This window comes from Rhizobium beringeri, from assembly GCF_004306515.1.
In the GTDB taxonomy this organism is placed as follows: Bacteria; Pseudomonadota; Alphaproteobacteria; order Rhizobiales; family Rhizobiaceae; genus Rhizobium; species Rhizobium beringeri.
Window position 1 is genome coordinate 479,251 of sequence record NZ_SILG01000001.1, and the last position, 24,468, is coordinate 503,718.

The following is a 24,468-nucleotide window of genomic DNA, read 5'->3' on the forward strand; positions in this document are numbered from 1 at the left end:
TCAAAAAGGCGCCCAGGGGGCCGGGCAGTTGGAAGGGTGATTAGGACCCAAGCCACCCATGTTGCAAGTGAAATTCTTTCAACGACGCATCAAAAAAATAACAGCGATTTCCATGTCAACCCGTTTTCGACCTTAGTTCCAGTCGCCGATCGCGGCCTGGACCACCGCCAGCGCCGCAACGGCTGCCGTATCGGCCCGCAGGATGCGCGGTCCGAGCGGAATGGCGGTGACAAAATCGAGGCTTCGAAGCCGCGCCCGTTCTTCTTCCGAAAAGCCGCCTTCCGGCCCAACGAGCAGAGCGAGATGTCTTTCCTTGATCGCTGACAGCACCGGTAGCGGGTTCTGTCCGGCATCGCCCTCGTCGCAATAGATGATGCGGCGCTCGCTCGGCCAGCGGTCGAGCAGCTCGAGAAGCCTCACCGGCTCGGCCACATCGGGAATGCCGAGAATGCCGCATTGCTCCGCCGCTTCGACGACATTGGCGCGCATCTTGTCGAGATTGGTGATCTTGCCTTGGACGTGCTGGGTCATGACCGGCTGCAGCAGGCCGGCTCCCATTTCGACCGCCTTCTGCACGAGATAATCCATGCGGCCGACCTTGAGTGGCGCAAAGAGATAATGCAGGTCGCAAGGTTGCGGCTGCGGCCGCGTCTCTTCAATTGCCGCGAGCTGAATGCGTTTGCGCGTGGGGAAGGAGAGGCTAGCCTTCCACTCGCCGTCGCGGCCGTTGAAGAGCAGGATCTCCCCACCTTCCTCCATCCTCAGCACATTGGCGAGATAGTTGAACTGATCGGCATTCGCCTCCACGACGGCACCGCTGGAAAGCGGCGCCTCGACGAAAAGCCGTTGCATACGGAAATTGGCGCGCATTTAAAAACTCGAGGTCTTGAAGCATGTCTCGCAAAACTGCGCAGCGGTTTTGCGACGAAGACATGCTAGAAAATAAAGACCTAAAGCACGGCACGCGGATCTGAAAGATCGCGACGCGCTTTAGACGAAGAGCGCGAACATAACCCAATAAATCATTGCCGCAAGCACTGCCGAAACCGGCACGGTGACGATCCAGGCGGCAATGATCGTCATGAAATGCGAGCGGCGCACGAGATAGCGCCGCCGTGTCTCGTGGATATTCGGCTCCTCCGGCTCGTCGATATCAAAGCTCTCGGCCTTGCGCCTGATATAGGCGATGCGGCGCTTCGAATGGCGCGTGTACCATTCGCGGAAGAATCCGACGCCGAAGACGGAGCCGACGGCGATATGTGTGGTGCTGACCGGCAGGCCGAGCCAGGAGGCGACGATGACGGTGAAGGCGGTCGACAGCGCGACGCAATAGGCCCGCATCGGATTGAGCTTGGTAATCTCCTCGCCGACCAGGCGGATGAGGCGCGGCCCGAAGAGCAGCAGGCCGACGGAGATGCCGAACGCGCCGATCAGCATCACCCAGAGCGGTGGATGTCCGACACCGCCGTCGCCGCCGATGCCGACCGAATTGACGATCGCCGACAGTGGTCCGACCGCGTTCGAAACGTCGTTTGCGCCATGTGCGAAGGACAGCAGCGCCGCAGAGCCGATCAGCGGCAGCCGGAACAGCGTCCGCAGCGAGCTGTTGCGGTTTTCGAGATCTCGCGCTTGGGCAAGAACGAGCGGCCGGGCGGCAAGCCAGCTTACCAGCCCGATGCCGATCCCGATGAGGAGGACGGTCAGCGGCGGGAACCTGCCCGGGGGCGACAGCTGCAGCACCATATAAGCCATGAAGCCGCCGGCCATCACCGCGACCAGCACCGGCACCCAGCGCTCGGCGGCCGCGATCTTGTCGTCGCGATAGATGATCAGCGTCTTGACGAGATAAAGCAGCCCGGCGGCAATCAGCCCGCCGATCAGCGGCGAGGTGATCCAGCTCGACGTGATTTCCAGCATCACTCGCCAATTCACCGGCTCCGGCCCGACGGCTGAGATGCCGGCCCCGATCACCGCCCCGACGATCGCGTGGGTGGTGGAAACCGGCGCGTTCATCCAGGTTGCGAGGTTGATCCAGAGGGCCGCCGCCATCAGCGCCGCCATCATAATCCAGCCAAGCAGCGCCGGCGGCACCTGGACCGCGTCGACGATGTTTGAGGAAATCGTCCTGACGACCTCGCCACCGGCGATCGTGGCGCCAAGAACTTCGAAAATCGCCGCGATGACGAGTGCCTGGCCCATCGTCATGGCGCGCGCGCCGACGGCAGCACCAACATTGTTGGTCACGTCATTGGCGCCGATATTCATCGCCATGTAGCCGGCAAGGGCTGCCGCCGCCACGACGAGCATTGCTCCCGGCCGGTCGAACACATAGACACCGGCAAAAAGCATGGCGAGACCGACGAAAATCAGCCCGAGACCAGGCGCCACCAGCCGCCGCAAAACATGCTTCGCCACGTCCTCGGCATGGGTGATCTTGTCGAGGTCCTTGTCGAGCGTGCGTTTCGTGAGGACTGCGGGACGTGGCGGCATTCTTGTTCCTGAGAATGAATCTGCTTCTACGCTGCTTTTCTAGCAGTGCAAGATGGCAGGAATCATTCCGCCGGAATTTGCTTGGCCGCCGGAATTTGGTTGTCCGTTGAAACTTGCTTCGCCGCCTTGGCCGAAAGCCTGTCGGTCATCTTTTTCTTGAAAGCAAGGAAGAGGTGACGGAGCTCCGGTTCGCGCACCCGCCCGGCCGCTTCGTCGAATGAAACCCATTCGATGCGGCGCTCGCCTTTTTCCTTGAAGTTCTTCGCCATGTCGGTGACTTCGAGCGCATAGACCTGCACCTTGCAGATCACCTGCACCCCGTCGCGCAGCACCTTCGAATAGGTGTAGGCACCAAGCGTTTCCGTTTCGACTACGCCGCGGACGCCGGCTTCCTCGAAGGCCTCCTGCATCGCGACCTCATGGGCGCATTTGCGCGTCATCGGCCAGCCCTTGGGAATGACCCAGCGGCCGGTGTCGCGGCTCGTCATCAACAGCACCTCGACCTCGCCGCTCTTCTTCTTAACCCGGTAGCAGAGCGCACCATATTGCTGTCGCGGCGGGCGCCGGAACATCAGTTGCACATCGGAAGCCAGTCGGGCGAAAAGAGTCAATGGTCGGGTCACCTTCGCAGTCGTCGTTAGGAATCACTCATATACGTATATCACGGAAAGCTTACGCAATTCAAAAAGGCGCAGCACGACTCGAAACGCGAATTGATCGCCGTTCATAGGGGAAATCGAGGTGGGACAGGTTCGGAAAATCCGTCACACCCTGTCTCGAATGCGTCACATTGCACAGCTGTACAATATGGCGTGATCTTGCCTTTCGTTCAATGGCGAGATCTAGTGATCCACTATGATCTTGTGAATGTCGTCCTCATGCGTCTTCCATCGCTCAATGCCATCCGCGCCTTCGAGGCCGTCTGCCGTCATGGCAGCATTCTGAAGGCTGCCGAAGAGCTGAATGTGGTGCGCGGCGCGGTACGCCAGCAGATCGCCACGCTGGAGAATCACTTCGGCCGCAAGCTCTTCACGCGTGACGGCCGCAGGCTGGTCCCGACCCTGCAGGCCCGGGCTTTTGCCGAAGCTTCGGGTGCGGCTTTCGACATCCTGCAGCGTGCTGCTTCCGAGCTCGAAGGGACTGCGGCGAACCGCATCCGTCTCGGCGTGCCCTCCGCCTTCGCAGTCTGGTGGCTGATGCCGCGTGTCGCCGCGATGCAGGCAAGTCTCGGCGACACGGCGGTCGACATCGTGCCGATGACCATCGTCGAACCGTTGCAAATGCACCCAGAATTGGACGCTGTGATCATGGGCGGCGAATATCGGCCGGCCGCGGGCATCTCCGCCCTGCGGTTCATGGCGGACGAGTTCGGCCCGGTCGCGACGCCTTCGCTTGCCGCGACACTGTCGCGCGACCCGGCGGCAATGGGTGCGCTGACGATGCTCGCCAGCCGCAGCGTTCCCAAGCTCTGGGACGAATGGTTTGCCGAAAGCGGCACGCCGCCAGTCGTCTTTTCCCGCGCCCAGGAATTCGAGGATCTGCTGCTGGCGCTGGCTGCTGCCCGCTCCGGGCTTGGCATGGCGCTTGCCCCGCGCGCCTCGATCGAGGACGATCTTAAGCGCGGGCATCTGGTCGCGCCCTATGGCTTCATCTCCCGGCCATCGGGCTACAGCTTCTGCTGCCGCACGCCGGATGCGAAACGGCCGGCCTTTGCCGCCTTGTCCGGTTGGTTGCTTCGTTGTGGGACACTGGCCTGAAGGAGCAGATTTTCTGCCCCTTCGCCAGAATTACTTCCATATCAGCAGCCTCGTCGCTCCGCTAAAGCAATTCCAGCAAAAGTGTGCAGTGGTTTTGCGTCCGGAATTGCGCAAACTCTAGAAACGGCACCAACACCGACGTAGGAAAGAGATGATGGAGAAGAGCGCAACCCGCATCGACTGGATCGGCAATAGCTGCCGGCTGCTCAAGGCGACGGCCGCCGAATTCGAGCGGACGCTCCCCTTCGAGGGCCTGTCGATCGGCACCGGCATTCATCTCGAGCCGAAGACGGTGGCGCTGCTGATGACGCTTCGCGCCGGCGGCGCGCGTCTCGTCTGCACCGGCAATCTCAACAGCACCCAGGCTTCGACGGTCGAGTTCCTGCGCTCGCAGGGCATCACGGTCTTCGCGACGCAGACGACCGATCCCGCCGCGCATCATCAGAACCTCGAAGCGGTGATTGCCGAAAAGCCGGATCTGCTGCTCGACAATGGCGGTGATCTCTTCGCCATCGCGGCGGAAAAACCCTACGCCAATCTCCGCGGCGGCACTGAGGAGACCACCTCGGGCCGTACGCGCCTGCTGCCGCTGCGTGCGCGCCTGAACCTGCCGATCCTCGTCATCAACGACAGCCCGATCAAGCAGTTCGCCGAAAACAGGCATGCCGTCGGCCAGAGCCTGTTCGAAAGCTATCTGCGCTTCACCAACCGCTCCACCAACGGCAAACGCGTGACGGTGTTCGGCTACGGCGCCTGCGGCAAGGGCACGGCCGCCTGTTTCCGCAATGGCTTTTCTACCGTCAGTGTCGTCGATATCGATCCGGTGACGACGCTCGAAGCTCATCTCGATGGTTTCGGCACGCCGCTGCGCGACGCGGCGATCCGCTCGGCCGATATAATCGTCACCGTCACGGGTTTTGCCGGTATCGTGACGGCAGCCGACCTGCCGCTCGTCAAGGACGGCGCGATCCTGATGAACGGCGGCCATTTCCCGCATGAGATCGATGTCGAAGCCTTCCGTCGCCATCCCGATGTCATCGGCATCGACCGCTACGAGGCCGACCATATCGAGACCTTCCATCTCAGCGAGGGCCGCTCTTTCCATGTGCTGGGTGGCGGCCACATGGTCAATCTCGCCGGCCCGCGGCCGCTCGGCAATACGGTCGAGTCGATGGATCTCGGCTTCACCCTTCAGGCCCGCTGCCTGGAACGCATCGCCAAGGGCGAGGCCGGCTTCCAGTCCTGTGTCGTGCCTGTGCCCGCTGATATTGATGCGATGGTGGCGAACGCCTACCTCGATCTGGCGCGCTAATTCCGCCGACGGATTAAGATCAGTCGATCTCGACGACGAGCTTCCCGTCTGCCTGCCGGTCTTCGATCAGCCGATGCGCCTCATCTGTATCGGCAAGGGTGAAGCGGCGCGGGTCGAGCTTCGGCATCACCTTGCCGGCTTCGACGAGCTTCGTCATCTCCCGCATGATCTCACCATGATGGGCGCGTCCTTCGCCGGTCAGAAGCGGCACCAGCGTGAAGACGCCGGAATAGGTGGCGGCTTTGAAGGAGAGCGGCGCCAGCGCATGGCTTCCCCAGCCAAGGCAGCTCACGACGTGGCCGAACTGGCTGACGGCTCGGAATGCCGTATCGAGCCCCTGGCCGCCGACCGTATCGTAGACCAGATCGAAACCCTTGCCGCCGGTGTGTCTTGCGACATAGGTTTCAACCGTGTCCACGTCACGATCGATCGGTGTAGCGCCAAGGCCGGCGAGGTAGTCCGCTTTCGAAGCGCCGTCGACCACATAGACCTCGGCTCCGGCAGCCTTGGCGATCTGCGCGACGATATGGCCGACACCGCCGCCGCCAATCACGAGAACCTTCTGGCCGGCCTTGACCCCGGCGCGGTCGACAAGCCCCTCCCAGGCGGTGATCGAGATCAGCGGCAGAGCGGCTGCCTCGCGCATCGACAGATTCTGGGGCTTTGGTGCCAGCAGCACGGCCTCGACAGCTGCAAATTCGGCAAGCGATCCCTGAATGCCGCCGACTCCGCCGGTCATGCCGTAGACCGCGTCGCCGCGGCGGAAACCGCTGACGCCAGTTCCGATCTCTTCGATAACACCGGCCATGTCGATACCAACAATGGCGGGAAGCGGATGGCGGGCATGGGCCGCATTGCCGGCCCGGATCTTGAGGTCGAGCGGATTGACGCCGCTTGCCATGATGCGCACCAGAACCTGGCCTTCGCCGGGCACCGGTTTTGCAACATCGGCGGTGCGCAATGGCGAATTCGGCGCTTCAGCCAACAGCGCTTTCATCGTTGATTCTACAGGCATGGAACTCTCCTTCGTTCGCGGTGCGGCGTCTGCAGGGGCACCGCAACTGGCATGGAAGTAAGATGGTTCATTGAAACGCGAATGAAAATGAAAGATAACGACTGAAGGTCATGCATTTTTGTTTGGCGGATGAGCGATGGAATGGAGCGACCTCAAGCTGTTTCTGGCGATCGCGCGGTTCGGCACGCTGGGGGCAGCAGCCCGCAGCCTCGGGCTGACACAGCCGACGATGGGCAGGCGGCTGCGCGCCCTTGAAACCTCTCTCGGCCAGACGCTTTTTCAGCGCACGACCGATGGCTTCGTCTTGACCGACGAAGGCACGGCCGTGTTCGCCGGCGCTGAACGCATCGAGGAGGAGGCGCTCGCCATGGAGCGCGTCCTTGCCGGCGGCAGCGGTCAGCTCGATGGTTTTCTCAGGCTGTCCTCATCCGACTGGTTCGGCGCGCACGTGCTTTCGCCGGTGCTGGCGGAATTCTCGCAAGTCCATCCGAAGGTGGTGGTCGAATTGCTGACCGACAGCCGGCTTCTCAGCCTGTCGCGACGCGAAGCCGACCTCGTCTTCCGCATTCAGCCCTTCACGGAAGCGGAGATCATATCGCGCAAGCTTATCCATATCGAATACGGCTTTTACATCAGCCGCGGCACACCGCACCCCGAAGCCGGTGACGGCGCAGGCGCCCGCCTCGTCACCATGGACGAGGCTTTTGGCGACATGCCGGATGTCGGCTGGCTGCAGCGCCTGTTGCCGCGGGCCGACATCGTCATGCGCAGCAACAGCCGCGACGTGCAGGCGGCGCTCTGTGCCAATGGAGCCGGGCTCGCCGTCCTGCCGCGGCCGCTCGGCGATTCCCTTGCGGCCATCGAACTGGTCGATCTCGGTGAACCGCCGCCCGGCCGCGACACCTGGGTCGGCTATCACCGCGACATGAAGCGCCTGGCGCGGCTGCGCGCCCTGCTGGATCTCGTCATCGAGAGATTGGCGCGCTGAACCGGCGCTGCCATCAGCGCTCCCAATAAGGGACCGGCCCATAAAGCTCTGCCAGATAGTCGATGAACAGCCGCACCTTGGCCGGCAGGAACTGCCGGCTGGGATAGACGGCCGAGAGCGCGACATTGTGCGAGCCTTCATAGGCCGGCAGCACCTGCACCAGCCGGCCGGCCTTGAGCTCTTCGCCGATATCCCAGGTGGAACGTAGCGCGATCCCGAGGCCGGCGATGACAGCCTCGCGGATCACTTCGCTGGAATTGGTGATCAGCATGCCTTCCGGCCTGAGACTCAGCGCCCCGTCCGGCCCGTTCAGCCGCCAGGTGTCGTTGTTGTGGGCCGGCAGGCAGCGGTGGTGTTTCAGCTCGTCAATGTGCTTCGGCTCGCCATGCGCTGCAAGGTAGTCCGGCGAGGCGCAGAGCAGCCGGCGTACCGGCGCCAGACGGCGGGCGACGAGGCTCGAATCGGTGAGTTCGGCGATGCGGATCGCCAGATCGAAGCCGCCGCCGACGATGTCGCTGAATTCGTCGGTCAGCACCAGGTTGATCGCCAGTTCCGGATGCGCCTCCATGAAATCCTTCAGATGCGGCGCGATATGCATGCGTCCGAAGGACGTCGGGGCCGAGATCTTTAGCGTGCCGTGCATCTGCGCCGAGCGGCCGGAAATGTAGAATTCTGCCTCCTCCAACCCGGCGAGAATGCCGAGAACGCGGTCGTAGAAGCCCTGTCCGGCTTCCGTCAGCGAGATTTGCCGCGTCGTGCGCTGTAAAAGCCGGGTGCCGAGCCGGTCCTCCAGCCGCTTGATCCGTTTGGAGACGACGGCCGGGGAAAAGCCGAGCGCCCGCCCGGCGAGCGACATGCTTCCCGTTGAAACGACCTTGGCAAAGATTTCGAGATCACCCAGATTGGTCATAAGGTTTTGTGACTTTTTCCCCTTTTGGCATAAGTGCTTAGCATTTGCGCCACTTTCGGGAAAGTGCTAAGCCGGTCTATCGGCGGCAGGGAGGTTCGCGGCCGGTTTCCGCTGTCATCTTCCCGCTGTCATTCCCCCTCGTCAGGGCCAGGGAGAACGCCATGTCCGACGCCATTTCGTTTCTCAGCCCTCGTGCCGACGTGCTGGCGCGCCGAGCCCAGATCGTTGCCGATCTCACCGATCTTTTGCCGCCGGAATGTCTGGTGCATGAGGCGCGCGAGCTGGTGCCGTTCGAGACCGATGCCTTCGTATCCTACCGCCGCCTGCCGCTCGCCGTCGCCCTGCCGCGCACCACGGCTGAGGTTTCGGCCGTCATGCGCTATTGCAATCGCTACGGCATTCCCGTCGTGCCGCGCGGCGCCGGCACCTCGCTCTCCGGCGGCGCCATTCCGCAGGAGGATGCCGTCGTACTCGGCCTGTCGAAGATGAACAGCATCCTCGAAATCGATCTGTCGAACCGCGTCGCCGTGGTCCAGGCCGGCGTCACCAATCTCAATATTTCCGAATCCGTCTCCGCGGACGGCTTTTTCTATGCACCTGACCCGAGTTCGCAGCTTGCCTGCACGATCGGCGGCAATATCGGCATGAATTCCGGCGGCGCCCACTGTCTGAAATACGGCGTTACCACCAACAACCTGCTCGGCGTCAAGATGGTGCTGGTCGACGGCACCGTGATCGAGCTTGGCGGCAAGGCACTGGATGCGGCAGGTTATGATCTGCTCGGCCTCGTTTGCGGCCATGAAGGCCAGCTCGGCATCGTCACTGAGGCGACGGTGCGGTTGATCGCCAAGCCGGAAGGTGCGCGCCCGGTGCTCTTCGGCTTCGAGAGCTCGGAAGAGGCTGGCGCCTGCGTTGCTGATATCATTGCCGCCGGCATTATCCCGGTCGCGATCGAATTCATGGACAAGCCGGCGATCGAGATCTGCGAGGCCTTCGCCCATGCCGGATACCCCCTCGATGTCGGCGCGCTGTTGATCGTCGAGGTCGAAGGGTCGGAAGCGGAGATGGACGCCGCGCTGAAGGACATTGTCGAGATTGCCCGGCGACACGCTGTGAAGACCGTGCGCGAATGCCAGTCGGCGACCGAGGCGGCGCTGATCTGGAAGGGCCGCAAATCCGCCTTTGGCGCCACCGGCCGCATCGCCGACTATATCTGCATGGACGGCACCGTGCCGCTCAGCCAGCTCTCCCACGTGCTGAAGAGGACTGCCGAGATCGTCGATCATTACGGCCTGCGCGTCGCCAACGTCTTCCATGCCGGCGATGGCAATATGCACCCGCTGATCCTCTTCAACGCCAACGATCCCGAGGATGCCGCCCGTGCCGAGGCGGCCGGCAACGATATCCTTCGGCTCTGCGTCGATGCCGGCGGCTGCCTCACCGGCGAACATGGCGTCGGCATCGAGAAGCGCGACCTGATGCGCCACCAATATTCCGAGGCTGATCTCGCCCAGCAGATGGCGGCGCGTGCCGCCTTCGATCCCGGCTGGCTCCTCAACCCGTCGAAGGTCTTCCCGCTCGAAGGGCGTCCCGCCGCATGATCGATCTGATGCCGAGGAGCGAGGAAGAGGCAGCAGCGATCGTCCGCGCCCATGCGGAAAGCGGCCAACCGCTCGCGATCTGCGGCGGCAATAGCCGCTCGGGCTTCGGCAATACCGTTGCCGCCGAGGACCGGCTGCGCTCGACCGGGCTTGCCGGCATTGTCGCCTATAATCCCGGCGAAATGGTCATGACCGTCCGGTCGGGCACGCCGCTTGCCGAGGTCGAGGCGGCACTTCAGGAGAGCGGTCAGATGCTCGCCTTCGAGCCGATGGATCATCGCCCTGTGATGGGGACATCCGGCGAGCCGACCATCGGCGGCGTCTTCGCTGCCAATGTCTCCGGTCCGCGTCGGCTGATCGCGGGTGCTGCCCGCGACAGCCTGCTCGGGGTGCGCTTCGTCAACGGCAAGGGTGAGATCATCAAGGCCGGCGGCCGGGTGATGAAGAATGTTACCGGCCTCGATCTCGTCAAGCTGGCCGCCGGCTCGCATGGCACGCTGGGTTTCCTCACCGAAGTCACCTTCCGTGTGCCGCCACGCCCGAAGACGGAGCGGACGGTGGTACTATCGGGCCTCAACGACGCCGAGGCGGCAAACGCCATGGCGGCGGCGATGGCGCTGCCGGTCGAAGTCTCGGGTGCTGCCCATCTGCCCTTGACGGTGACGTGGAAATTCCTTGCCGGCAAATTGCCCGAGGGTGAGGCGACCGCTCTGCGCATCGAAGGCCTGCCGGGCTCGGTCGACGTGCGCATCGAAAAGCTTGCCGCGGCAATGTCGGCCTTCGCCACGGTCACGCGGCTGGAGCAGCCGGAAAGCCAAAAGGTCTGGCAGGAAATTCGCGACGTGCTGCCTTATGCCGACGGCACGGCGCGGCCGGTCTGGCGCGTCTCGGTCGCCCCCGGCACCGGCCATCAGCTGGTCGCAGCACTCCGCCTCGAAGCCGCCGTCGACGCCTTCTACGACTGGCAGGGCGGTCTCGTCTGGATGCGCATGGAGGCAGGCCCAGAAGCCGAACTGGTTCGTCGCTATATCAAGGCGCTCGGTGGCGGCCACGCGACGCTGATCCGTGCATCTGCTGAGGCGAGGGCGGTTACCGCTGCCTTCCACCCCGAACCCGAGGCGGTGGCGATGCTGTCGCGGCGGGTAAAGGAAAAATTCGATCCGGCCGGCATATTCAATCCGGGGAAGATGGGGTGAGGGACAAGATGGATCCGTGTCTGCGTATCTCCGGCAAAACCTCCAATACCCATGGGGGATCCCGCTAGATGCAAACCAACTTCACCCTGACCCAGCTCCTCGATCCCGATGTCGCCGAATCCGAGCAGATCCTGCGCAAATGTGTCCATTGCGGTTTCTGCACGGCCACCTGTCCCACGTATGTGACGCTCGGCAACGAGCTCGACAGCCCGCGCGGCCGCATCTACCTGATCAAGGATATGCTGGAAAACGGCCGCCCCGCCGATACCGAGGTCGTCACCCATATCGATCGCTGTCTTTCCTGCCTTGCCTGCGTCACCACCTGTCCCTCCGGCGTCGATTACATGCATCTGGTCGATCATGCCCGCGCCCATATCGAAAAGACCTACAAGCGCCCGTTCATGAACCGGCTGACGCGCGCCATCCTTGCCGCCGTGCTGCCCTATCCCGGCCGCTTCCGCCTGGCGCTCAATCTCGCCCGCCTCGGCCGGCCCTTCGCCGGTCTGATGCGGGGTGGCGCGCTGAAACCCTTCGCCGCCATGCTGGCACTTGCGCCGCGCCGCATCCCCGCCGCTTCGGACTTCGCAAAACCCGGCACGCATCGGCCCGAAACGGAACGGCGCGGACGAGTGGCGATCCTTTCCGGCTGCGCCCAGCCGGTGCTCGATCCCGGCATCAACGCGGCGGCGATCCGGCTGTTGACGCGGCTCGGCGTCGAGGTCGTGGTGCCGGAAGGAGAGGTCTGCTGCGGCTCGCTGGTCCATCATATGGGTCGCGCCGAACAGGCGCTCGCCAGTGCACGCGCCAATGTCGATATCTGGACGCGCGAGATCGAGGGGCAGGGCCTCGATGCGATCATCATCACCGCTTCGGGCTGCGGCACGACGATCAAGGATTATGGCCACATGCTGCGCCTCGATCCCGCCTATGCTGCAAAGGCGGCCAGGGTCTCGGCACTGGCCAAGGACGTCACCGAATATCTCGCAACCCTCGACCTGCCGGCACACATGCCGAAGGGCATCACGGTCGCCTATCATTCCGCCTGTTCCATGCAGCACGGCCAGCGGATCACCCTGGCGCCGAAGCAATTGCTGAAAGCGGCGGGCTTTACGGTGCGCGATCCGGCCGAAGGCCATCTTTGCTGCGGCTCTGCCGGCACCTACAACATCATGCAGCGGGAGATCTCGGCGGCGCTGAAGGCGCGCAAGGTCAAGAACATCGAGGCCACCAAGGCCGACGTCATCGCCACCGGCAATATCGGCTGCATCACCCAGATCGCTACCGGCACCAGCATTCCAATCCTGCACACGGTCGAACTGCTCGATTGGGCCTACGGCGGCGCTGTGCCGGAAAAATTAACAGGTTTGCCGTTAGGCTGAAGCTTGCGAAGGCCCGTCGGGCCGGTCTCGGGAGTTTAGACGATGTGGCGGGGAATGATTGTGCTTGCGGGACTGCTCGGTGCGGCAAGCACCGCCCATGCAAATAGCCGTTATTTCTGTTCCGCCGATGACAAGGAAGCACGCTTCACGCTCGAAAGCGGTTTCGAAAGCGATGCCGGCCACAAGCTCAATCATTTCCGCGGCGCACTGATCGTCAAGGATGAGGCTCAATCGACTGTATTCGGAAAGCGTGTTTTCGAATCGCAGCACCTGACCAATCACTGGTCGCGCGACGGCGAACTGCTTATGGAGGTCTTTGACGGCGGCGGTGATGACACCGACGGAGCAACGCTGGATTTGGTGGTCGTCGCCGGTGAGCGCGGCAAGCCGTCGGCAAATTTCAGCGGCAGCTATTCCCTAACAATCGAAGGCGGTGAAAAACCCTATGCCGTCGAGGGCAAGGTCAGCTGCGGCACCAAATAGCACCGCAGCTGAAATTTATTTACCAGTGGAACGATACGCCGACGTTGACGGCATTCGTGAAGATGTTGGTCTTCAGGTCCACGCCGCTGTCGATCGGAACGTCGATGCGCGAATAGGTGCCCTTGTATTCGACGAAGGTCGACCAGCGCTCGGTCACCTTGAAGTCGACGCCGGCCTGGGCCTGCAGCGTCACGCCGCCGAATTCATAAGCCCAGGTCTTGCCCTCAGGGCGAATCACTTCGACATGCGGAATGTTCACGCCGATGCCGGCGCCGAGATAGGGCGTCCAGCGGCGGGTCGGATCCTGGAAGCGGTAGAGACCGTTCACCGTGATGAGGTTCAGGCCGTCGGTGAATTCGAAATGCGACCAGCCGGCCTTGGCCAGCGTATCGTCGTCGGCATAGACCTTGTCATGGGTATAATCGAGCGAGATACCCCAGTTCGGCTTGTTGAAGTTCTCGAGCCACCAGGTGACGCGGCCGCCGTAATAAGGCGGGCTGCCAAAGGACTTACCTTCCCAGCCGGCGGTGAAATGCGTGCCGTCGGAAAGATCGACGCCGCTATGCGGGGCGGTCTGATAGCCGCCGTAGATGGAGAATTGCAAATCTTCCGCCGAGGCGGAAACTGCCGAACAGATTGTCAAAAACGCGATGCCCGCAAGCAGAGAAGCGGAGGAACGCAGCGCATATGTCATTGAATAGCCCCGATATAAATATGTCGACTCTTAGGCAGGTTTGCCAGCTTTTGGCCGCAAAGTCTAAGCAAAACAACAGGCGCGTCAAAATGCGCCTTTCGTTTTTTTCGCAAGTGTTGCTCAACCGCCAAACATCGTGCGCAGCACGTCGATACCCCTGTCCTCGAAAGCGACCTTGCCCTGCTTGTTGCCGGGGCCGATGACGATCACCTTGGTGCCGACAGGCGCGCGATCGTAGAGATGCGACACATCCTCATTCATCATGCGGATGCAGCCGGAAGACATGTTGAGGCCGATCGTCCAGGGCTGGTTGGTGCCGTGGATGCGGAAGATCGTATCGCGGCCACCCTGGTAAAGATACATGGCGCGGGCGCCGAGCGGATTATCCTCGCCGCCTTCCTGGAAAGCAGGAATCATGTGTCCCTTGGCGGCTTCGCGGCGGCGCATCTCGGCCGGCGGCGTCCAGGCCGGCCATTCAGCCTTGCGGCCGATCTTGACGACCCCCGACCAGCCGAAGCCGTCGCGGCCGACGCCGATGCCGTAGCGGGTGGCCCGGTTGTTGCCTTCGACGAGGTAGAGATATTTGTTGTTGGTATCGATGATGACGGTGCCGGCGGCTTCCGTTGTTGCCAGGCGCACTTTCTTGCGCTTGAACTGCGGCTTCACGTATTTCGGCATCTGCGCCACGCGCACGATCTGCGCCGGGCGTCGTGCATTGTCGGACGCGGAGCCCGCAGGCGCTGCAAAGGCGGATGTAGACATCAAGGACAGGACAAGTCCGGCAGCAGCCAGACCCGGCATTAGTTTGATCATGATCGATTCCCCTCAAGCAAATCCGCTCGAAGCTACATGAACTTCTGCCCGATTCAAGATCGGCGTGGCCGGATACAGCAATTTGGAGAAGGGGAGCGGGCTGTTCTTGCGGCTCCTACTGCAGAATTTATCCTCAAATCGGAATCGACTTAAGGAAGAATTATGCAGCAATTTAAAGGTTTACAGCGCCGTTTGCGGTTCTCGAAAAGACGCTCGGCGCTGTAAGTATTGCGCCGCCGTTACATGACGATAACGCGGGTTCCCACACTGACGCGGTCGTAGAGGTCGACGACGTCTTCGTTGCGCAGGCGAATGCAGCCGGAGGAGACGGCGCTGCCGATCGACCAGGGCGCGTTGGTACCGTGGATGCGATAAAGCGTCGAGCCGAGATACATGGCGCGGGCGCCGAGCGGGTTTTCCGCCCCGCCGTCCATGCGCGCCGGCAGGTAATGACCCTTGGCGGCTTCGCGGCTGATCATCTCGGAAGGCGGCGTCCAGTCCGGCCATTCGGTCTTGCGGGTGATCTTGTGGGCGCCTGCCCATTCGAAGCCCGGCTTGCCGACGCCGACGCCGTAGCGCCGCGCCTTGCCGCCTTGCATCACCAGATAGAGGAAGCGGTTGTTGGTATCGATGACGATCGTGCCGGGCTTTTCCTGCGTGTCGTAATCGACCATCTGCGGCAGGTATTGCGGTTCGATCGGATGGCGGATCGACGGGATGCCGGGATTGATCGCCGAAACGGTCTGCGGTGCGGCCTGCGGCGCCTGGCGCAGCACGCGGCGCTGGAAAAGGCCGCGCTGCTGCTGGCGGACGACCGGCCGCTGATAGACGACGGGACGAACCCTGCCGCCGCCCAGTTGGTTGATCCAGGGCGCAGTCAGATCAGGGCTGAGTACGACGGGCGGGCGAGTGGCGTAGCGGTCGTCTGCAAGGGCGGCCGTGGAGAAAATGCCGAAGAGGGCTGCGGCAAGAACAAGCTGTTTCATCATCGGACGAACTCTCTACAAATGACCGAAAATGCGCTGGCGGGACATGTCCGCCCGGGAAAGACGCTGCCATTCAATCCGCCAGCGAATGGTAAAGATGGATTCGTGAAAAGCTGACCGACCGGATAAACTTTTCGTCAGGGTTACCGTTCGGTTTGGAAAGACGGTTTGCAAATGGTAAAGCCGGAATCAAAGACCGGAGAACGAAGCGGACCCCCGCAGAATGAAGGATCATGAGCGCGACAGGCATCATCATCGGCGAGGACGGCAGGAGCCGCTGCCACTGGCACGCCAATCTGCCCGACTATCTCCGGTATCATGACGAGGAATGGGGCCGCCCTGTCACCGATGACATCCGCCTCTTCGAGAAGATCTGCCTCGAAGGTTTCCAGTCCGGCCTTTCCTGGCTGACCATCCTGCGCAAGCGGGAGAATTTCCGCGCCGCCTTCGCAGGTTTCGATTTCCACAAGGTCGCCCTCTTCGGCGAGGCGGATGTCGCACGCTGCCTTGCCGATGCCGGCATCATCCGCCATCGCGGCAAGATCGTCTCGACCATCAACAATGCCAAGCGCGCAATCGAGCTCCGGGACGAATTCGACTCGCTCGCCCATTATTTCTGGCGCTACGAACCCGGCCATAACGAGCGGCCGGCGGTGGTCGACCGCGATCACATCGTCGCCAATCCGACGACGCCGACATCCGTGGTCATTTCGAAGGATCTGAAGAAGCGCGGCTGGACCTTTGTCGGCCCGACCACAGTTTATGCTTTCATGCAGGCGATGGGTCTCGTCAACGATCATCTGGAAGGTTGCTTCTGCCGGCCCGAGGTCGAGGCGATGCGCACCGCTCTGGTCCGCCCATGAAAGATCTATCCGTGAGAACAATAATCGCCGCCGCTGCCCTTTTCCTCCTGACCGTCTCCGCCATGGCGCAGACGCCGCAGCTCGATCCCGGCGAGAAGCTGGAGAAGCTGCAGTTCCCGGCCGTCACCATGCAGTTGAAGGGCTGGACGAAGTTCGGCAACAGCCACGTCTATACGCTGCCGGTGCGCGCCGGCCAGCATATGAAGATCAGTTTTTCCAGTAAGAGCAAATTTGCTTTTCTGGCGATTTTCGACCTGTCGAAACCGGATGACGAGGCCTTCTTCGGCACTGACGAGGACGGCATGAGCTTCGAGACGACGGTCAAGGAGAACGCCACCTGGCTGCTGCGCCCCTATTATTCCAAGGTCTCGCCGCGTCGTGGCCTCGGCGCTCCCTTCAGCATCCTGATCGAGCCGTTGGCGGCTGCTCCGCAACAGCCGAAACCGCCGGCCGAGCCGGAGCGCCCGTCGCTGTTTCCGAAGGCGCCTGCCAAGCAATGAGATAAGAGCTGCAAGCGCAGCTTATGAAAGGCGGTCGATCAGGTCGCGCAATTCGCCGAGGTGGCCGATCTTGCGGAAGCGCGGCGCCTCTTTCGGCTCGTCCACATGTTCCAGCACCCAAGTCAGTTCGTGCGGTACGAAGACGCCGTAGCTGCCGGCGGCAATTGCCGGCACGATGTCCGATTTCAGCGAATTGCCGACCATCATCGCCCGCTCCGGCCCGTCGCCGACCTTGGCGAAGATGCGGCGATAAGTGACGGCCGTCTTGTCGGAGACGATCTCGACGGCATCGAAGAAGTCGCCGAGCCCGGATTGGGCAAGCTTGCGCTCCTGATCGAAGAGATCGCCCTTGGTGATCATGACAAGCAGGTACTTGCCGGCAAGCGCCTCCAGCGTGTCGCGCACATGCGGCATGGTCTCTACGGGATGGGAGAGCAGCTCGCGGCCGGTATCGAGGATCTTGGCGATCACGCCAGCCGGAATCTTGCCCTCGGTGATTTCGATCGCCGTCTCGATCATCGACAGCGTGAAACCCTTGATGCCGAAGCCGTAGTGGCGAAGGTTGCGTTTCTCGGCTTCCAGCAGCCGTTCGGAAATCTTCGGTCCTTCGGCGAAATCGGCAAGAAGCCCGGTGAAATGCGCTTCCGTCAGTCGGTAATATTGTTCGTTCTGCCAGAGTGTATCATCGGCATCGAAGCCGATCGTGGTCAGTGGTCGCGTCGCCATATGCGCACCTCGAGAGCATGATGCCGAAAAGTGTGAGCGGTTTTCGGACGACATCATGCTCTTGCTAATAAAATTAGAACAGGATTCAGATTTTGGGCCGACCCGGCCTAAAATCATCCTGTTCTGGAAATATGGCCGGCAATCTATCGGATGCCTGTGTCGAGACAAGGGCATCCGCCTTTACAGCGCCGCGCGTCGGCGTTGAAAAGCGCCGCCGCCGCACTACATGAAAATCGCCTCACCTTGCAGCCAGCCACGGCTGTGCCTGTCATATGCAGGCCAATAATCAAAAAATGAAGTTCAGCAGTTCGCAAGCCCCTCTTGCGGCAGACACAAAGGAATTTTTCCACCATGCGTTACAATCAACTCGGAAATACGGGGCTTTTCGTCTCGGAAATCTGCCTGGGCACGATGACCTTCGGTGAAGCCAAACAGGGCAGTATGTGGGGCGCCATCGCCGACGTCGACCAGAATGCCGCCGACCGGATCGTTGAGCGGTCGCTTGCATCAGGCGTCAATTTCATCGACACGGCCGACGTCTATTCATCCGGCGAGTCCGAAAGGTTGCTCGGCCAGGCGCTGAAGAACCTCGACATCCAGCGCAAGGACGTCGTCATTGCCACCAAGGTCTACGGCGTCATGGGCGACAAGCCGAACGACCGCGGCGCCTCGCGCGGTCACATCATGGATTCCGTCGAGGCGAGCCTCGAGCGCCTGCAGACCGATCATATCGACCTCTATCAGATCCACGCGACCGATACAGTGACGCCGATCGAGGAGACGCTGCGCGCCTTCGACGATCTCGTTTCCCGCGGTCTCGTGCGCTATATCGGCGTCTCCAACTGGCAGGCCTGGCGCATTTCCAAGGCGCTCGGCGTGTCGGAACGCCGCGGCTTTTCCCGCTTCGAGACGGTGCAGGCCTACTATTCCATCGCCGGCCGCGATCTCGAGCGTGACATCGTGCCGATGATGCAGGAGGAAAAGCTCGGCCTGATGGTCTGGTCGCCGCTCGCCGGCGGTCTGCTCTCCGGCAAATACGGTCCCGGCGCCCCCGGCAACGGCGAAGGCCGCCGCGCCAGTTTCGACTTCCCGCCCGTCGACAAGGACAAGGCCTGGGCCTGCGTCGCCGTCATGCGCGAAGTCGCCGAAAAGCACTGCGTCAGCGTCGCCACCGTGGCGCTCGCCTATATCCTCGCCAAGCCCTTCGTCACCACTGTCATCATCGGCGCCAAGCGGGTCGATCAGCTCGACCAGAACCTTGCCGCCGTCAAGCTGAAGCTCGATGAAGACGATATGAAAAAGCTCGACGAGGTGAGCGCGCTTGCTCCGGAATATCCGGGCTGGATGCTGGCGCGACAGGGCGCCGGCCGCCGGCCGGCCGATTTCGAGGCGAAGGACTGACCTCGCCAACATAAGTCTTGGGGAACGCCTGACATTTCCGGCGTTCCCCTTTTCATCAACGATCGATTATTTGCCGTGGGCTTTGAGCCAGGCGTTCATCTCGGCGATCTCGGCTTCCTGCGCCTTGATGACGGCTTCGGCGAGCTTGCGGATATCGGGATCTTTTCCATATTGAAGCTCGATCCTGGCCATATCGATCGCGCCCTGATGGTGCGGGATCATGCCGCGGACGAAATCCGCATCGGCATTGCCGCTATACTCGATCATCATATCCTTGTGCATCTTGGCATTCGCCTCGCTGAAGGCGTGGCTTGCCGCATCGTGGTTGCCCATCGGCTTGCTCATATCCATCGGCTTGTCTTCGGCAAGGACCGGAGCGGCGACGATGGCGAGCATTGCGGTGAGGGCGATGATTTTCAAAGACATGAGAGTTCCTTCCTCTGTCTGACATAGGTCTCCAGGCGGCCAAGCCTCCTGATTGGCATGGATATTCGTGGTGTCAGAACAGTCGGGGAGGCGGCGGCTGCGGTGTCGGTTTGTTGTCATCGAGGGCGCGGGCAAGCGCCGGGGCGGGATAGCCGAAGATGGACTTTCCGCTGGCCATGACCGTCACCGCCGGTGGCAGCAGCAGACAGGCGGCGCAAAGCGGCATATGCGCGGCGTTGCCGCTGGCGCAGGGGTCTTTTTTCGAGGGAGTGGCCTTTTCCGCCACCTGAGGCATATCCATGCCTGCCATCTTATGATGCATGCCGGTTTCGATGGCGGCGGGTGCATTCATCGATGCACATGTCGGACAGCCTGCCCATGCGGACATGGCGCTGTAGACCAGCCAGCCGAGAAACATCGTGATGAGAGCGAGCGTGCGCATGCTGTTTTATAGGCGAAGGCCGGATAGAAGCCAAGCCGAACGACGGTCACATCCTGATCACCAGGCGGCAATGACCTTGTGCTCGATCCTATAATCCTTGCTCTCTTCGCCGAGCGGCGCCACCGGCCACGTCCAGGTAGCTTTTGCCGGCGGCGGCAAAACGCCATGCAGCAGGTCGGCCTCCTCATGCGTCCTCTCGTTGCGGTCGATGACGGCATAGGCGATGTCGGTCACCAGGCAGCTGCGGCAGGAGAGCCCGGAAAGCCCGGTCAGATGTGCCGCGATCAACCTTTCCACCGTGTCTTCAGGCATTCGCCCGGCGTCAGCTTCATGGCGCCGTTTCACACCGCGACCGATCTGTGACAAGAGGTTGGCGGAAACCACCAGATCGAGATAGGGCACAGAACGCAGGAAGCCGAGCGGTTCGGGCTCGCGGCCGGCGGCGAGATCGTCGTAGCCGGAGAGATCGCGCTCGATCAGCCGGACATTGCGATAGCCTTTGGCCGACAGCCACAGGCGCACCGAGGCGAGATGAACGAGATCGACCAGAACGACGGTGTCGAAATCTCGCGCCAGCGCCCCGATCGGCACATCGCGCAACAGGCCGGAACCGAGCACGACGGCGGTCCGCTTCTGCCTGAGATCGGCGGCCGCGGCCAGGATCGCCTTCCGGCTCATCTCCTCATGTTCGGCCCAATCCCCGGCGCAGCGCCCGGCCCGCGACCAGAGATTGACGGAATAGCGGATGAACTTTCGATGCGGCTTGCCGGTCAGCGGCAAGGTCGCGGCATAGAGAAGCGCCTCAGTGATCATGAGCATATCCGCATTTCTGATGGCTGCCTCTTCGTTCAATCGATTCTCGCAGCCACATCAAGACCCTTCGCCCTTGCCGCTCCCCGCCCAATCCGCTAGGAAACCGCCACTGTCACAGTCAGTGGAATCCCCGGAAATGAACGACAAGCAGAAGAAACCGCAAAAGCTCAAGGCCCGCCTGCCGCGCGGCTTCGTCGACCGGACGGCCGGCGATATCCGCGCCGTCAACGAGATGACGGCAAAGATCAGGGAAGTCTATGAGCATTATGGTTTCGATCCGCTCGAAACGCCGCTGTTCGAATATACCGATGCGCTCGGCAAGTTCCTGCCCGACAGCGACCGGCCGAACGAGGGCGTCTTCTCCCTGCAGGACGATGACGAGCAGTGGATGTCGCTGCGTTACGATCTGACGGCGCCGCTTGCCCGTCATGTCGCCGAGAATTTCAACGAGATCCAGCTGCCCTACCGCACCTATCGCGCCGGTTACGTCTTCCGCAACGAGAAGCCCGGCCCCGGCCGCTTCCGCCAGTTCATGCAGTTCGATGCCGATACCGTCGGCGCGCCCGGTGTCCAGGCCGATGCCGAAATGTGCATGATGATGGCCGATACGCTGGAAGCCCTCGGCATCAAGCGCGGCGACTATGTCATCCGCGTCAACAACCGCAAGGTTCTGGATGGTGTGCTCGAGGCGATTGGTCTCGGCGGCGACGACAAGGCCGGCCAGCGGCTCAACGTGCTGCGCGCCATCGACAAGCTCGATAAGTTCGGCCCGGAGGGCGTGGCATTGCTGCTCGGTCCCGGCCGCAAGGATGAATCCGGCGACTTCACCAAGGGCGCCGGGCTTAACCAGGAGCAGATCGACAAGGTGCTGTTCTTCGTCGGCATCAAGGATTATGCCGAAAGCGCTCAACGCCTCGCGGAGCTGGTTGCGGGAACCGCCAGGGGTGGCGAAGGCGTCGAGGAGCTGAATTTCATCGCAGCACTCGTCACCAGCGCCGGCTATGGCCCTGACCGCATCAAGATCGATCCCTCCGTCGTCCGTGGTCTCGAATATTATACCGGCCCGGTCTATGAGGCCGAACTCACCTTTGACGTCACCAATGAAAAGGGCGAAAAGGTCGTCTTCGGTTCGGTCGGCGGCGGCGGTCGTTATGATGGCCTCGTCTCCCGCTTCATGGGCCAGCCGGTTCCGGCGACCGGCTTTTCGATCGGCGTCTCCAGGCTGATGACGGCGCTGAAGAACCTCGGCAAGCTCGGCGCGAGTGAAGTCATCGAGCCGGTGCTGGTGACCGTCATGGACGGCGATGTCGAGGCGATGGGCCGTTATCAGAGGATGACGCAGGAACTGCGCGCCGCCGGCATCCGCGCCGAGATGTTCCAGGGCAATTGGAAGAAGTTCGGCAACCAGCTGAAATATGCCGATCGCCGCGGCTGCCCCGTCGCCATCATCCAGGGCGGCGACGAGCGCGCCGAAGGCGTCGTGCAGATCAAGGATCTGATCGAAGGCAAGCGGCTCTCCGGCGAGATCGAGGACAATGCCAGCTGGCGCGAAGCGCGCGTGGCGCAGGAGACGGCCCCGGAAGCCGACCTCGTCGCCAAGGTGAAGGAAATCCTTGCCGCGCAGGCCGAGGATCGGAAGCGAGCGGCGAATGCGTAATAAACCCCTCCCCAACCCCTCCCCACAAGGGGGAGGGGCTTCAAGTGGCGCCGCTGTGCCCAACTCGGCGGTTGCTTCATCGAGAGCGCTCTCAATTAATTTCGGCGACCACCGCGGGTTAGTCCCTCCCCCTTGTGGGGAGGGGTTGGGGAGGGGTCTTTTCTCAGGAGCGACACGATGCCCCTGATCAACCTCCCCGAATTTGCCAACGACCTGCTTGCCGAATTCGACGCGCGCAACGCCGAGCGCATCGATACGCCTGTCATTCAGCCGGCCGAACCTTTCCTTGACATCGCCGGCGAGGATCTGCGCCGCCGCATCTTCATGACGGAGAGCGAAACCGGCGCCAGCCTCTGCCTGCGTCCCGAGTTCACCATTCCCGTCTGCCTGCGCCACATCGAGACGGCGACCGGCACACCGAAGCGCTATGCCTATCTCGGCGAGGTTTTCCGCCAGCGTCGCGACGGCGCCAATGAATTCTATCAGGCCGGCATCGAGGATCTTGGTGATATCGACCTGTCAAACGCCGACGCCCGCGCCATCGGCGATGCCACCGGCATTCTCGCCCGCCTGCTGCCGGGCCGCCGCCTGTCGGTGACATTGGGCGACCAGGCAGTGTTCGAGGCTGTCGTCCAGGCGCTCGGCCTGCCGCTCGGCTGGCAGAAGCGCCTGATCCACGCCTTCGGCAATATGACGCAGCTGGAAGCACTGCTTGCCAGCCTCGTCAGCCCGCAATTCGTCACCGGGCTGGACGACGATATCGCCAGGCTCGTCGCATCGGGCGACGAGCAGGCGCTGGTCGCCTATCTCGAGCGGGAGATGCAGAAGACGGGCTATTCGACGAATGCCGGCCGCTCGGCCCTGGAGATCGCCAGAAGGCTCAAGGAAAAGCTCATCCTGTCCGAAACGCGCCTCGACGATGCGGCCTTCCATGTGCTGGAAGAGTTCCTGTCGCTCGACGTGCCGCTCGTCAATGCTTCCGCGGCCCTTTCCGGTTTCGCTGATGCTGCCGGCCTGAAACTCGGCAACGCGCTCGCCCGCTTCAATGGCCGCGTCGCAGCACTTTCCAATGCCGGCGTCGATCTTTCCTGCCTCGACTACCGCGCCGCCTTCGGGCGGCCGCTCGACTATTACACCGGCCTCGTCTTCGAGGTGACCGTGGAAGGTTCGACCGCGGTGCTCGCCGGCGGCGGCCGCTTCGACCGGCTCCTGACCTTCCTCGGTGCGACGGACCGCATCCCGGCCGTCGGCTTCTCCTTCTGGCTCGACCGCATCGAAACCGAAAGGGCAGCCGCATGACCATCACCATCGCGCTTCCCTCCAAGGGCCGGATGAAGGAGGACGCTTCGGCGATCTTCGAGCGGGCCGGCATGACGATCTCGGCTGTTGGCAACGATCGCTCCTATCGCGGTCGCGTCGAAGGCTGGGATGATGTGGAAATCGCCTTCCTCTCGGCTTCCGAAATCTCCCGTGAAATCGGTAACGGCACCGTCGACTTCGGCGTTACCGGCGAGGATCTGATGCGGGAAGGTTTTGCCGAGGTCGACAAGCGTGTCGAATTCTGCGCCCGGCTCGGATTCGGCCACGCCGATGTCGTCGTTGCCGTGCCGGAGATCTGGCTCGATGTCGACACCATGGCCGATCTCGTCGATGTCGCCGCCGATTTCCGCGCCCGTCACTCCAGGCGCCTTGCCATCGCCACCAAATACTGGCGGCTGACCCAGCAGTTCTTTTCGAGCCAGCACGGCATTCAGCTTTATCGCATCGTCGAAAGCCTGGGCGCCACCGAGGGCGCTCCCGCGTCCGGCTCGGCCGATATCATCGTCGATATCACCTCCACCGGCTCGACGTTGCGCGCCAACCACCTGAAGGTGCTCCAGGACGGCGTCATCCTGCATTCGCAGGCCTGCCTCGTGCGCGCCCGCAAGGAAAGCCATGCCGGCGAACCCGCTGTGCAGGCAATCATCGAGGCAGTGCGCGCCGCCCTCTGATCTCAGTCATGAAGGCATAGAAAAA

General features: G+C 62.3%; 25 protein-coding genes. 13 read left to right on the forward strand and 12 right to left on the reverse strand.

From position 1 onward, the window contains the following. Positions 1-132 precede the first annotated feature (132 nt). From ELH03_RS02440 to ELH03_RS02450, 3 genes are all read right to left on the reverse strand, one after another. Positions 133-870: a 16S rRNA (uracil(1498)-N(3))-methyltransferase gene (locus ELH03_RS02440; protein WP_130765975.1), complete on the reverse strand. Its 738-nt coding sequence runs from the start codon at positions 868-870 to the stop codon at positions 133-135. A gap of 120 nt (positions 871-990) precedes the next feature. Further along, positions 991-2,490 (reverse strand): inorganic phosphate transporter, encoded by a 1,500-nt coding sequence (locus ELH03_RS02445; RefSeq protein WP_130765976.1) that lies wholly within the window; start codon positions 2,488-2,490, stop codon positions 991-993. Between the two features lie 62 nt (positions 2,491-2,552). Next, complete coding sequence (locus ELH03_RS02450) at positions 2,553-3,101, reverse strand: NUDIX hydrolase (protein ID WP_128403066.1); 549 nt, start codon at positions 3,099-3,101, stop codon at positions 2,553-2,555. A gap of 234 nt (positions 3,102-3,335) precedes the next feature. Between ELH03_RS02450 and ELH03_RS02455 the strand changes: the two genes are divergently transcribed. Further along, entirely contained in the window at positions 3,336-4,247 is a 912-nt protein-coding gene (locus ELH03_RS02455) for a LysR substrate-binding domain-containing protein (protein ID WP_130765977.1), read from the forward strand. A 151-nt stretch (positions 4,248-4,398) separates the two neighbouring features. Further along, the gene (locus ELH03_RS02460) at positions 4,399-5,559 is read left to right on the forward strand and encodes an adenosylhomocysteinase (protein WP_281035095.1); all 1,161 of its coding nucleotides are present in this window, start codon (positions 4,399-4,401) and stop codon (positions 5,557-5,559) included. Positions 5,560-5,578: 19 nt separating this feature from the next. On the opposite strand, the gene ELH03_RS02465 is transcribed toward ELH03_RS02460, so the two are convergent. Further along, a complete protein-coding gene (locus ELH03_RS02465) occupies positions 5,579-6,574 on the reverse strand; it encodes a zinc-dependent alcohol dehydrogenase family protein (RefSeq protein ID WP_130765979.1) in 996 nt (331 codons plus the stop codon). A gap of 136 nt (positions 6,575-6,710) precedes the next feature. Between ELH03_RS02465 and ELH03_RS02470 the strand changes: the two genes are divergently transcribed. Then, entirely contained in the window at positions 6,711-7,562 is an 852-nt protein-coding gene (locus tag ELH03_RS02470; protein ID WP_130765980.1) for a LysR family transcriptional regulator, read from the forward strand. Between the two features lie 13 nt (positions 7,563-7,575). On the opposite strand, the gene ELH03_RS02475 is transcribed toward ELH03_RS02470, so the two are convergent. Further along, the gene (locus ELH03_RS02475) at positions 7,576-8,472 is read right to left on the reverse strand and encodes a LysR family transcriptional regulator (protein ID WP_047621919.1); all 897 of its coding nucleotides are present in this window, start codon (positions 8,470-8,472) and stop codon (positions 7,576-7,578) included. Positions 8,473-8,633: 161 nt separating this feature from the next. On the opposite strand from ELH03_RS02475, the gene ELH03_RS02480 reads away from it, so the two are divergent. The 4 genes from ELH03_RS02480 (at position 8,634) to ELH03_RS02495 (ending at position 13,131) form a co-directional block, all read left to right on the forward strand. After that, the gene (locus ELH03_RS02480; protein ID WP_130765981.1) at positions 8,634-10,073 is read left to right on the forward strand and encodes an FAD-linked oxidase C-terminal domain-containing protein; all 1,440 of its coding nucleotides are present in this window, start codon (positions 8,634-8,636) and stop codon (positions 10,071-10,073) included. Then, positions 10,070-11,269, forward strand: a complete 1,200-nt coding sequence (gene glcE / locus ELH03_RS02485) for a glycolate oxidase subunit GlcE (protein ID WP_130765982.1) — start codon at positions 10,070-10,072, stop codon at positions 11,267-11,269. Before ELH03_RS02480 ends, glcE begins: the two co-directional genes overlap by 4 nt. A gap of 68 nt (positions 11,270-11,337) precedes the next feature. Next, positions 11,338-12,648, forward strand: coding sequence for a glycolate oxidase subunit GlcF (gene glcF, locus ELH03_RS02490; protein WP_130765983.1), 1,311 nt, complete (start codon positions 11,338-11,340; stop codon positions 12,646-12,648). A 42-nt stretch (positions 12,649-12,690) separates the two neighbouring features. Next, on the forward strand, positions 12,691-13,131 hold the full coding sequence (locus tag ELH03_RS02495; protein WP_128403074.1) for a hypothetical protein: 441 nt from the start codon (positions 12,691-12,693) through the stop codon (positions 13,129-13,131). A 19-nt stretch (positions 13,132-13,150) separates the two neighbouring features. Here ELH03_RS02495 and ELH03_RS02500 read toward each other — a convergent pair whose 3' ends face one another. From ELH03_RS02500 to ELH03_RS02510, 3 genes are all read right to left on the reverse strand, one after another. After that, complete coding sequence (locus ELH03_RS02500) at positions 13,151-13,825, reverse strand: outer membrane protein (RefSeq protein WP_113547258.1); 675 nt, start codon at positions 13,823-13,825, stop codon at positions 13,151-13,153. A 120-nt stretch (positions 13,826-13,945) separates the two neighbouring features. After that, positions 13,946-14,638: a L,D-transpeptidase gene (locus tag ELH03_RS02505; protein WP_130765984.1), complete on the reverse strand. Its 693-nt coding sequence runs from the start codon at positions 14,636-14,638 to the stop codon at positions 13,946-13,948. Positions 14,639-14,877: 239 nt separating this feature from the next. After that, positions 14,878-15,627 (reverse strand): L,D-transpeptidase, encoded by a 750-nt coding sequence (locus ELH03_RS02510; protein WP_130765985.1) that lies wholly within the window; start codon positions 15,625-15,627, stop codon positions 14,878-14,880. 230 nt (positions 15,628-15,857) lie between these two features. Between ELH03_RS02510 and ELH03_RS02515 the strand changes: the two genes are divergently transcribed. Further along, positions 15,858-16,487: a DNA-3-methyladenine glycosylase I gene (locus ELH03_RS02515; protein ID WP_130765986.1), complete on the forward strand. Its 630-nt coding sequence runs from the start codon at positions 15,858-15,860 to the stop codon at positions 16,485-16,487. Further along, positions 16,484-16,987, forward strand: coding sequence for a hypothetical protein (locus ELH03_RS02520; protein ID WP_128403078.1), 504 nt, complete (start codon positions 16,484-16,486; stop codon positions 16,985-16,987). Before ELH03_RS02515 ends, ELH03_RS02520 begins: the two co-directional genes overlap by 4 nt. Before the next feature lie 21 nt (positions 16,988-17,008). Here ELH03_RS02520 and ELH03_RS02525 read toward each other — a convergent pair whose 3' ends face one another. Further along, positions 17,009-17,713, reverse strand: a complete 705-nt coding sequence (locus ELH03_RS02525) for an HAD family hydrolase (protein ID WP_027685848.1) — start codon at positions 17,711-17,713, stop codon at positions 17,009-17,011. A 351-nt stretch (positions 17,714-18,064) separates the two neighbouring features. On the opposite strand from ELH03_RS02525, the gene ELH03_RS02535 reads away from it, so the two are divergent. Further along, positions 18,065-19,114 (forward strand): aldo/keto reductase, encoded by a 1,050-nt coding sequence (locus ELH03_RS02535; RefSeq protein WP_130765987.1) that lies wholly within the window; start codon positions 18,065-18,067, stop codon positions 19,112-19,114. Positions 19,115-19,180: 66 nt separating this feature from the next. Here the strand turns inward: ELH03_RS02535 and copM are convergent, their stop codons facing one another. The 3 genes from copM to ELH03_RS02550 all read right to left on the reverse strand — a co-directional run bounded on the left by copM (position 19,181) and on the right by ELH03_RS02550 (position 20,801). Beyond that, a complete protein-coding gene (gene copM / locus ELH03_RS02540) occupies positions 19,181-19,540 on the reverse strand; it encodes a CopM family metallochaperone (RefSeq protein WP_128403081.1) in 360 nt (119 codons plus the stop codon). Between the two features lie 73 nt (positions 19,541-19,613). Beyond that, on the reverse strand, positions 19,614-19,982 hold the full coding sequence (locus ELH03_RS02545) for a hypothetical protein (RefSeq protein ID WP_130765988.1): 369 nt from the start codon (positions 19,980-19,982) through the stop codon (positions 19,614-19,616). A gap of 57 nt (positions 19,983-20,039) precedes the next feature. Continuing rightward, positions 20,040-20,801: a hypothetical protein gene (locus ELH03_RS02550; RefSeq protein ID WP_197727698.1), complete on the reverse strand. Its 762-nt coding sequence runs from the start codon at positions 20,799-20,801 to the stop codon at positions 20,040-20,042. Positions 20,802-20,931: 130 nt separating this feature from the next. Here ELH03_RS02550 and hisS point away from each other — a divergent pair, with 130 nt between their 5' ends. The 3 genes from hisS to hisG all read left to right on the forward strand — a co-directional run bounded on the left by hisS (position 20,932) and on the right by hisG (position 24,443). After that, positions 20,932-22,452 (forward strand): histidine--tRNA ligase, encoded by a 1,521-nt coding sequence (gene hisS, locus ELH03_RS02555; RefSeq protein ID WP_128403083.1) that lies wholly within the window; start codon positions 20,932-20,934, stop codon positions 22,450-22,452. A gap of 177 nt (positions 22,453-22,629) precedes the next feature. Then, entirely contained in the window at positions 22,630-23,751 is a 1,122-nt protein-coding gene (locus tag ELH03_RS02560; RefSeq protein ID WP_128403084.1) for an ATP phosphoribosyltransferase regulatory subunit, read from the forward strand. Then, positions 23,748-24,443: an ATP phosphoribosyltransferase gene (hisG, locus tag ELH03_RS02565; protein ID WP_003556816.1), complete on the forward strand. Its 696-nt coding sequence runs from the start codon at positions 23,748-23,750 to the stop codon at positions 24,441-24,443. The genes ELH03_RS02560 and hisG overlap by 4 nt, the downstream gene beginning before the upstream one ends. The last annotated feature ends 25 nt before the right edge of the window (positions 24,444-24,468 follow it).

Bases quoted from the DNA above. Each gene is read 5' to 3' on its own strand.
- ELH03_RS02480 (WP_130765981.1), top strand. From the start codon at position 8,634: ATGTCCGACGCCATTTCGTTTCTCAGCCCTCGTGCCGACGTGCTGGCG.
- ELH03_RS02525 (WP_027685848.1), bottom strand. From the start codon at position 17,713: ATGGCGACGCGACCACTGACCACGATCGGCTTCGATGCCGATGATACA.
- ELH03_RS02495 (WP_128403074.1), top strand. From the start codon at position 12,691: ATGTGGCGGGGAATGATTGTGCTTGCGGGACTGCTCGGTGCGGCAAGC.
- ELH03_RS02445 (WP_130765976.1), bottom strand. From the start codon at position 2,490: ATGCCGCCACGTCCCGCAGTCCTCACGAAACGCACGCTCGACAAGGAC.
- ELH03_RS02440 (WP_130765975.1), bottom strand. From the start codon at position 870: ATGCGCGCCAATTTCCGTATGCAACGGCTTTTCGTCGAGGCGCCGCTT.
- hisG (WP_003556816.1), top strand. From the start codon at position 23,748: ATGACCATCACCATCGCGCTTCCCTCCAAGGGCCGGATGAAGGAGGAC.
- ELH03_RS02505 (WP_130765984.1), bottom strand. From the start codon at position 14,638: ATGATCAAACTAATGCCGGGTCTGGCTGCTGCCGGACTTGTCCTGTCC.
- copM (WP_128403081.1), bottom strand. From the start codon at position 19,540: ATGTCTTTGAAAATCATCGCCCTCACCGCAATGCTCGCCATCGTCGCC.
- ELH03_RS02510 (WP_130765985.1), bottom strand. From the start codon at position 15,627: ATGATGAAACAGCTTGTTCTTGCCGCAGCCCTCTTCGGCATTTTCTCC.
- ELH03_RS02465 (WP_130765979.1), bottom strand. From the start codon at position 6,574: ATGCCTGTAGAATCAACGATGAAAGCGCTGTTGGCTGAAGCGCCGAAT.
- ELH03_RS02520 (WP_128403078.1), top strand. From the start codon at position 16,484: ATGAAAGATCTATCCGTGAGAACAATAATCGCCGCCGCTGCCCTTTTC.
- ELH03_RS02545 (WP_130765988.1), bottom strand. From the start codon at position 19,982: ATGCGCACGCTCGCTCTCATCACGATGTTTCTCGGCTGGCTGGTCTAC.
- glcE (WP_130765982.1), top strand. From the start codon at position 10,070: ATGATCGATCTGATGCCGAGGAGCGAGGAAGAGGCAGCAGCGATCGTC.
- ELH03_RS02470 (WP_130765980.1), top strand. From the start codon at position 6,711: ATGGAATGGAGCGACCTCAAGCTGTTTCTGGCGATCGCGCGGTTCGGC.
- ELH03_RS02550 (WP_197727698.1), bottom strand. From the start codon at position 20,801: ATGCTCATGATCACTGAGGCGCTTCTCTATGCCGCGACCTTGCCGCTG.
- ELH03_RS02535 (WP_130765987.1), top strand. From the start codon at position 18,065: ATGCGTTACAATCAACTCGGAAATACGGGGCTTTTCGTCTCGGAAATC.
- ELH03_RS02515 (WP_130765986.1), top strand. From the start codon at position 15,858: ATGAGCGCGACAGGCATCATCATCGGCGAGGACGGCAGGAGCCGCTGC.
- ELH03_RS02460 (WP_281035095.1), top strand. From the start codon at position 4,399: ATGATGGAGAAGAGCGCAACCCGCATCGACTGGATCGGCAATAGCTGC.
- glcF (WP_130765983.1), top strand. From the start codon at position 11,338: ATGCAAACCAACTTCACCCTGACCCAGCTCCTCGATCCCGATGTCGCC.
- ELH03_RS02475 (WP_047621919.1), bottom strand. From the start codon at position 8,472: ATGACCAATCTGGGTGATCTCGAAATCTTTGCCAAGGTCGTTTCAACG.
- hisS (WP_128403083.1), top strand. From the start codon at position 20,932: ATGAACGACAAGCAGAAGAAACCGCAAAAGCTCAAGGCCCGCCTGCCG.
- ELH03_RS02500 (WP_113547258.1), bottom strand. From the start codon at position 13,825: ATGACATATGCGCTGCGTTCCTCCGCTTCTCTGCTTGCGGGCATCGCG.
- ELH03_RS02560 (WP_128403084.1), top strand. From the start codon at position 22,630: ATGCCCCTGATCAACCTCCCCGAATTTGCCAACGACCTGCTTGCCGAA.